The sequence below is a fragment of the Klebsiella sp. K5-45 genome (genome assembly GCF_030128605.1).
GTDB lineage: Bacteria > Pseudomonadota > Gammaproteobacteria > Enterobacterales > Enterobacteriaceae > Klebsiella > Klebsiella quasipneumoniae.
Window position 1 is genome coordinate 1 of sequence record NZ_JAKUZW010000070.1, and the last position, 537, is coordinate 537.

At 55.1% G+C, this 537-nt stretch carries 2 protein-coding genes; both read left to right on the top strand.

The window, feature by feature from the left end; all coding sequences use genetic code 11:
- Window positions 1-434: sugar phosphate nucleotidyltransferase (locus MKS11_RS27515; protein WP_284109804.1), on the top strand; the 434-nt coding region annotated here is incomplete at its 5' end.
- Window positions 435-465: 31 nt separating this feature from the next.
- A partial coding sequence (locus MKS11_RS27520; protein WP_255960750.1) for a sugar nucleotide-binding protein occupies window positions 466-537 on the top strand: 72 nt, incomplete at its 3' end.

Below are 537 nucleotides of genomic sequence, written 5' to 3' on the forward strand. Positions count from 1 at the left end.
TGGAGTTTGACGAGCACTTCAAAGCGCTGTCAATTGAAGAGAAACCATTAAAGCCGAAATCGGACTGGGCGGTGACCGGGCTCTACTTCTACGACAATAACGTGGTGGAGATGGCGAAGGACGTGAAACCTTCAGCACGCGGGGAACTCGAGATCACCACCCTGAACCAGATGTATCTGGAGCGCGGTGACCTGCATGTGGAACTGCTGGGGCGCGGCTTTGCCTGGCTGGATACAGGCACTCATGACAGCCTGATGGACGCATCACAGTTCATTCACACCATTGAAAAGCGCCAGGGGATGAAGGTCGCGTGCCTGGAAGAGATCGGTTACCGCAACAAATGGTTGTCGGCGGAAGGGGTGGCGACTCAGGCCGAACGCCTGAAGAAAACCGAGTACGGTGCTTATCTCAAGCGCCTGCTGAACGAGCGTTAATGCCTTCTTCGTCAACGACAGGATACAGAGAATGAAGATTTTACTGATTGGCAAGAATGGCCAGGTGGGCTGGGAGCTGCAGCGTTCCCTGTCCACCCTCGGC